This window comes from Vannielia litorea (assembly GCF_018424695.1).
Lineage (GTDB): Bacteria > Pseudomonadota > Alphaproteobacteria > Rhodobacterales > Rhodobacteraceae > Vannielia > Vannielia litorea_A.
On record NZ_QTNQ01000130.1, the window covers coordinates 1 to 6,762 of the forward strand.

Here is a 6,762-nt window from a genome sequence, read left to right on the forward strand (position 1 = left end):
GTGCCAAGAGCCGCCATCGCCAGCACCAGGCTCGCCTCCAGCGGCAGCGCGGGCACCGGCACCCCCGTCGGGTCCGGGCGCAGGGTGTCACGCATCAGCACGCTGCCCATCAGGCTCTCCAGCGGGATCACGGCTAGGAAAGCCAGCGCCGGGAAGAGCACCAGCTCGCTCAGCGCCCGCGCCTGCCACGCCCAGAGCGCCACGGCGAGGATCAGCACGGTCAGCAGCCCCTCGATCAGCAGAAACTCCGCCGAGCCATCGCGTGGCAGCACCAGCAGCACAAGGCAGGCCGCCGCCATCGCGCCCCAGGGCAGCCAAACGTCAAAACCGCCCCACCCTGCCTTGCGGTTGGCCAGCCCCATCAGCGGAGCGCCACCCGCATGCGTCGGCCCGATCTCGCGCCGCGGGAAGGCCATGGAGGCGAGCACCAGCACGGTGAGCAGAATGGCGAAGCCCGGCATCTCGCCCGAGGGGGCAAAGCAGGCCAGCCCGCCAAGGCCCGCCACGCCCAGGGCCAGAACCGAAACCCAGCGCCACTGCCGCCAGGCGTCAATCCCGAGGCCCGCCACGCCGAGCAGCCCGTAGTAGACGTAGAACAGCGTCGCGCTGTCGGCCTCGCCGCCCACAAGGAAGGGGGCCGCGCCCGCGCCGATCAGGCCGAAGGCCGCCAGCACCGGCCCGTTCAGCCAGCCCAGCAGCAGCGCCCCGACGGACACCGCCACAAGCCCCGCCATCGCCGGGCCCGCGCCGATCAGGTCATAGAGCCCCCGCGCCGCCAGCACCCCGCCGTAGAGCGAGACCAGCCCCGCCGCGCTGAAGGTGTCGGGCAGGTAGGCCACCGCCTCCTTCTCGCCGTGCCGCCGCCTGATCCACTCGCCTCCCGCGATCAGCGCCGCGCCCAGCGCCAGCGCCGCGGCCACGCGCATGACAGGCGTCAGATAGCCCTGCTCGATCCCGTATTGCACAAGGAACAGACCGGCGAGCGCGAGCGACAGGGCGGAAACGGCATAAAACCAGTTGGCCTGAAGCCAAAGCACCATCTTCTGGCTCGCCCCGGGCGCCGGCGGGGCAATCGGCTCGGCCGGGCGGTCCACCGCCGGGTCATAGCCCTCTTCCCACGGCAGCTTGCGGCGGCCGTCCTGCGGCGCGCCCGCCTCGGCAGGCTCCGCTTTTTCGCTCTCTGCGGCAGGGGGCGGCACCTCATTCGCGGTTTTCCGGTCAGGCGTCTCGGTCTCGGTCTCGGTGTTGGCCGCGGCAAGCGTATCCGCTGCGGATGTCTGGGCCGCAGACCGCGCGGCACTCTTCAGCCCCTCGATCTCACCAAGGGCCCGGTCGAGGTTGCGCTGAAGCCGCCCCAGCCCGGATTGCACCGCGATCATCCAGATCAACAGACCAATGACGGCAAGCGCCAGAAAAACAACAACAACGTCCAAAATCCGCCCTCACGGCCCCTCGTCGGGAGACAGTAACCCTTTGTTTCGTCGCAGGGAAGCCGCGCCTCAGCTCTCCTCTGGGCTTTCGCGGTGCCCAAACAGCCCGGTCAGCGCGCGGCGCACGAGGCCGGTCACGCTCGGCCTGCGCCCCTCGCCAAAGGGCAGCGGGCGGCACACCTCCATCGCCGCCACGCCCACCCGCGCGGTCAGCGCCCCGTTGATGACCCCCTCGCCAAAGCGGCGCGACAGCTTGCTCAGCACCCCGCCCCCCGCAACAGAGCCAATCAGATCATCACCCACCGCCACCGCGCCGGTGGCGACCAGATGCGCCAGCACCGTGCGGGTCAGCCGCCATGAGCCGAACACGCCTGCTCGCCCGCCGTAGACTTCGGCAATCCTCCGGATCATCCGCATGTTGGAGGTCAGTGCGGTGAACACATCCGCCAGCGCCAGCGGCACGATGGCCGTCACCGTGGCCACCTGCCGCGCGGCGGCCTCCACCTCGGCCTGAGCGGCCATGTCGAGCGGCACCAGCAGCTCGCGCTCGGCCAGCGACAACAGCGCATCGGCGTCAAAGGCATCGCCCCGCCGCTCCGCGAGCCTGTCGCGGCCCCATTTCGTGTCGTCGCGCAGCGCATAGAGCTTGTCGAGCCGGTCCACCACGGCGCGCGCCTCCTTCAGCTCGCCGCTCACGAGGGCCCCCGCTGCCGCCTTCTGGATGCCATCCAGCCGCGACAGCCGGGCAAAGGCCGCCAGCTCCCGCAGTGCCATGATCGCGAGCGCAAAGAGCGTCACCGCAATCAGCGCCGTGGCGATGTAGCCCAGCACCGGCGCGCGCTCCAATAAGCGCACCACGAAGTCCCATGCCGCGACAGAGACCACCAGCGAGACCACGCCTCCAAGCCCGGCCCAGAACAGCGTCGCCAAACGGCTCTTCGGGCGGGCAGAAGCCGCCGCCAGCCGCTGCATCGCCGCCCGCTCCTGCGGGATCATGTCGGGCACGGGCGGGGCCTTGTCCGGCCCCGGCGCGTCATCCTCCACCTCGAACACCAGCGGCCCGCTCTTCTCGCTCATCTCAACCGATCCCCGATCAGAAACTCCGCCGCCCGGTCCAGCCGGATATGCGGCGGCCCCTCCCCGGGGCTCAGCGACACTTCGGCAGGCGCAAACTTCATCACCGCATAATCGCCATCGAGCCAGCTCTCGCGCCCGCCGCGCGCCGCGCCCAGCAACCGTCCGGGATCTTCAGGCAGCGCGCCGGGATACATCGCCGCCTTCTTGCCGGTCTCCATCAGAGTGCCGCGCACAAGGTCGATCTCGCGGCCCTCGTGCTGGCGCGTCTCCTCCGTGGTGGCCCGCAGCGCGGCGATGCTCATCGCCTGCGTCTTCGCCCCGGCAAAATCCGCCCGGTCCTTCGCCTCGCGCAGCAGCGCCTCGGTGATCGCCGTCAGGTTGCCGTGTTGCCGGTGATGCAGATGGTCCGCCTTGGTGGTGGCAAACAGGATCTTCTCCACCCGATGCCCGCCCAGCAGCCGCGTCAGCCAGCCGTTCCGCCCGGGTTTGAACGCGCCCAGAATGTCGGCCATCGCCTGGCGCAAATCTTCCAGCGCCTTCGGCCCCGCGTGAATGGCCCCGAGCACATCCACCAGCACCACCTGCCTGTCGATCTCGGCAAAATGATCGCGGAAGAACGGCTTCACCACCGCGCGTTTGTAGGCCTCAAACCGCCGCGCCATCTCACGCCGGAGCGAGCCGCGCCCGGCCTCGCCCGGCGGCAGCGGCGCAAAGGTCAACGCCGGGCTGCCTTCCAGCTCCCCCGGCAGCAAGAACCGCCCCGGCGTGCAATCCGAATAGCCCGCCTCCCGCGCCGCCTTCAGATAGTCGGCAAAGGCGTCTGAAAGCCGCTTGGCCACCGGCTCTTCCAGCTTCGCCGCGCCGTCCACGGCCTCCAGCGCCGCCACGAACCCCGCGCCCTGCTCCCGCGCCCGCGCCTTCTCCAGCGCCTGCGCCGCCCAATCGTCATAGCTGAGGTCGAGCAACCCGAGGTCCAGCAGCCATTCGCCGGGGTAATCCACGATATCGAGATGCACCACCTGCGGCCCGCGCAAGCCGCCCAGCAGCCCGCCCGGTTGGACCTTCAGGCTCAGGCGCAACTCGCTCACCGCCCGCGTGCTTTCGGGCCAATGCGGCGCGGGGCCGACCATCGCCGCCAGATGATCCTCATAGGCAAAGCGCGGCACCGTGTCGTCCGGCTGGGGCTGCAAATAGGCCGCGCTGATCGCGCCATCGGCGGCGGCGCGCAGCCCGCCCATCCGCGCGCGATCCATCAGGTTGGCCACCAGCGAGGTGATGAACACCGTCTTGCCCGCGCGGCTGAGGCCGGTGACCCCGAGCCGAATGCGCGGCTCCAGAAAGCCCCCGGTCACCACGTGCCCGACCGTCTCGACGCTCCGCGTCACCCCATCCGCAATGGTGGAAAAAACCACGCCTGCCCCTTTCTCCGTTCCAGCAGATACTTAGGGGGCGTAAGAAGCATTGGCTAGTGCAGCGCAGCCAATCGGCATTCGCCAAGAGGCACGGCTTTCGTCGGCACGCTTGCTCCCATGCCCCTGCACGGAATCAAGGCGAAGCCGCCGTGCAGCGCCGACCCGCCCCCCGGGGCGGCGCTTCGGTAAGGGAAGCGCTCCCCTCGGAGGTCAGATGACCACTGCACCATAAATCGCACCCGAACTGCCGCTGCACGCGCCACCCCGCGGGACGGCGCTGCACGGCTCCCGTCACACGGGTGCCAAACTAACCTGTTGTCAAATCCGCCCGCTCTCCCAAAGCCACCAGATCACCAGCCCCGAGATCACCAGGAAGTTGAACGCCAGCCACCCCAGAATGCCCAGCACGATGCCCTTGCGCCGGTCCGCCGGGTCAACCTCCTCCAGAAACCGCCGCACCATCTTCTCGGCCTTCTCGATGCGCGCCGCGTCATACTGGAAGGCAAACTTCGGCACCTCCATCCGTGCCTCGGTCTCGGCGATATAAGCCGCCTCGCGCCGCACCTTCTTCGGCAACAGCCGCCCGCCCTTGCGCAGCTTCTCCGCCAATGTCTCGCCACGGCGCACGCCCAGCCGCTCGGCCATCATCTGCGCCAGCCCGTCGGCCACCTGTTTCACCGGATGCTCCATGGCGAGGCTTCTATCCGCCTCCGCGCCCGCCGAAAACCCCGCTTGAGCAGGCCCCGCCGCCGCGCTATGCCCAGCCCATGCTGGCCATTACCCGATACGAGGGCGACACCTCCGCCCCCACCCTCCTCATCGCCCACGGCCTCTTCGGCTCGGCGCGCAACTGGAACGTCATCGCCAAGCGGCTCTCGGGCCCCCGCCCGGTGATCTCCGTCGATATGCGCAACCACGGCAAAAGCCCCTGGTTCGACAGCCACAGCTACGCCGACCTCGCCGACGACCTTGCCGAGGTGATCGAGGCCGAGGGCGCGCCGGTCGATCTGCTGGGCCACTCCATGGGTGGCAAAACCTCCATGGTGCTGGCGCTCTCCCGCCCCGAGCTGATCCGCCGCCTCGTCGTGGCCGATATCGCACCCGTCGCCTACAGCCACACCCAGGGCCACCTGATCGAGGCCATGCGCGGGCTTGATCTTTCGGGCCTCTCCTCCCGCTCGGAGGCCGACAAGCGCCTCGCGGCCAGCATCGACGAGGCCTCCGTCCGCGCCTTCCTGCTGCAATCGCTGGATCTCAAGGCCGATCCACCCCGCTGGCGGCTGAACCTCGATGCGCTGGATGCTGAAATGGGCAAGATTGTCGGCTGGCCAGAGCCGACCGGCCAATTCAACGGCCCCACCCTTTTCGCCGCCGGCGGCGAGAGTGACTACATCCAGCCAAGCGCCCGCCCGACGATCAAGGCGCTCTTTCCGGAGGCCCGGCAAATCAAGATCCCGGGCGCAGGCCACTGGCTGCACGCCGAGAAACCCCGCGAGTTCGAAGCCGCCGTCGAAGCCTTCCTGTCCGCATAGGGTGGGCACCTGCCCACCCACCGCTACCCGCTGATCTGCCGCGCCACGAGCACCGAAACCGGCACCGCCGCCACGGCGCCCACCGCCGCCGCAATCAGGATCGGCCAGAGCGTGTCATAGCCCATGACCAGCGAGACCACCACGAAGCTGCCGGCCAGCGTCGTGCCGATGAGCGAATAAAGAACCATTGCGAGCCGAAGCATCTCCAGCCTCCGTGTCAGGGCGCGTCCACAGCGCAGTCTGGCAGGGATCAAACATTCAAACCTTGATATGTATCAACCACGGCCTCACGGGCAGTGCATCTTTCCCTTCGTCAGGTTGTAATCCCCGACGAGCGAACCTTCCGACACCTCGCAACCCGTTGCCTTCTTCACCGCCAGCGCCACGGCTTCGGGGTAGGTCCGCGAATTGGGCAAGCCGAAGTTGGTCCGCACGACCTGAAACTCCGGGTCGTCGGCAAAGACGTTGAAGGTGTAGCCCATCGCCTGCACCTTGCGGGCGGAATAGCCCGGCAGGTCCTCCTTCACCGTGTTGCAGGCGAGAAGGACGAACATGACGAGGCAAAGGACGACTTGGCGCATGGCCCAAGCCTGCGCCACTCATAGTTAACAATTTGCTAACCCCGATCGGACAGCCGTTTCAAACAAGCGGCGGTGGGTTCGGCACATGGGCATCGCGCCGCTCCGACCACTCCGGGTCATCCCTGCGCAGCTTCTTCGTGGCCCAGAGGCCGAAAGGAACGCCCAGCACCAGGCCGATCAGCGCCGCCGTCCCGAAGGCCGCCGCGCTCACCCAGGCCATCGCCAGGAACAGGACCAAAGCCGCACCGGCAATGCAGGCCACGGCGAGGGGGACGAAAACCAGTCTCCAACCATGTTTCATGTCATATCTCCTTTGAAAGACAACCCGGACCTCGCCCGCACTGTTCCCTCAGAGCATCCGCACACACCTATCGACCGCCGCCGTCACGCCCTTCGGCCAAGGCGTCTCTCTGCCCGTCCCGGTTCCGCCCCGTCCACCAGACGCCGAGACACAGCAACAGCGCCGCCACGAAGACCATCGCCGCAAGCCACGCCAACCCGGTGAACAGCAGGAACAACGCGCCCGCCGCGGCCATGACCCCGAGGGCATAGAGGATCACCTTGGCACGGCTCGGCATCTTCTGACTCCTTCCAACAGGCACGGGCCGCAACGCGCGGCCCTTGGATCCCAAACGCCCATCCGGCACCCCGGTTCCCGGAACCGCACCGGCCCGCCCGGGTTGAACCCCGGTAACCCCAAGGCAAGTGATTGATGATCAAACCCGAAACC

Annotated in this window: 9 protein-coding genes; 1 reads left to right on the top strand and 8 read right to left on the bottom strand. The window is 68.4% G+C overall.

Going from position 1 to position 6,762, the window contains the following annotated elements; all coding sequences use genetic code 11:
• The 4 genes from DYI42_RS24530 to DYI42_RS22600 all read right to left on the bottom strand — a co-directional run.
• Nucleotides 1-1,433: DUF2339 domain-containing protein (locus DYI42_RS24530; RefSeq protein WP_213549203.1), on the bottom strand; the 1,433-nt coding region annotated here is incomplete at its 3' end.
• 66 nt (nt 1,434-1,499) lie between these two features.
• Nucleotides 1,500-2,507, bottom strand: coding sequence for a YcjF family protein (locus tag DYI42_RS22590; protein ID WP_213549205.1), 1,008 nt, complete (start codon nt 2,505-2,507; stop codon nt 1,500-1,502).
• Complete coding sequence (locus tag DYI42_RS22595) at nt 2,504-3,919, bottom strand: YcjX family protein (RefSeq protein WP_213549206.1); 1,416 nt, start codon at nt 3,917-3,919, stop codon at nt 2,504-2,506. The genes DYI42_RS22590 and DYI42_RS22595 overlap by 4 nt, the downstream gene beginning before the upstream one ends.
• Before the next feature lie 318 nt (nt 3,920-4,237).
• Complete coding sequence (locus DYI42_RS22600; RefSeq protein ID WP_213549207.1) at nt 4,238-4,609, bottom strand: hypothetical protein; 372 nt, start codon at nt 4,607-4,609, stop codon at nt 4,238-4,240.
• A gap of 77 nt (nt 4,610-4,686) precedes the next feature.
• On the opposite strand from DYI42_RS22600, the gene DYI42_RS22605 reads away from it, so the two are divergent.
• Nucleotides 4,687-5,451, top strand: coding sequence for an alpha/beta fold hydrolase (locus DYI42_RS22605; protein ID WP_213549208.1), 765 nt, complete (start codon nt 4,687-4,689; stop codon nt 5,449-5,451).
• Nucleotides 5,452-5,474: 23 nt separating this feature from the next.
• Here the strand turns inward: DYI42_RS22605 and DYI42_RS22610 are convergent, their stop codons facing one another.
• The 4 genes from DYI42_RS22610 to DYI42_RS22625 all read right to left on the bottom strand — a co-directional run bounded on the left by DYI42_RS22610 (nt 5,475) and on the right by DYI42_RS22625 (nt 6,610).
• Complete coding sequence (locus DYI42_RS22610) at nt 5,475-5,654, bottom strand: CTP synthetase (RefSeq protein WP_213549209.1); 180 nt, start codon at nt 5,652-5,654, stop codon at nt 5,475-5,477.
• An 84-nt stretch (nt 5,655-5,738) separates the two neighbouring features.
• Nucleotides 5,739-6,005: a hypothetical protein gene (locus DYI42_RS22615; protein ID WP_213549210.1), complete on the bottom strand. Its 267-nt coding sequence runs from the start codon at nt 6,003-6,005 to the stop codon at nt 5,739-5,741.
• An 85-nt stretch (nt 6,006-6,090) separates the two neighbouring features.
• On the bottom strand, nt 6,091-6,333 hold the full coding sequence (locus DYI42_RS22620; RefSeq protein ID WP_213549211.1) for a hypothetical protein: 243 nt from the start codon (nt 6,331-6,333) through the stop codon (nt 6,091-6,093).
• A 67-nt stretch (nt 6,334-6,400) separates the two neighbouring features.
• Nucleotides 6,401-6,610: a hypothetical protein gene (locus DYI42_RS22625; RefSeq protein WP_213549212.1), complete on the bottom strand. Its 210-nt coding sequence runs from the start codon at nt 6,608-6,610 to the stop codon at nt 6,401-6,403.
• Between the last annotated feature and the right edge of the window lie 152 nt (nt 6,611-6,762).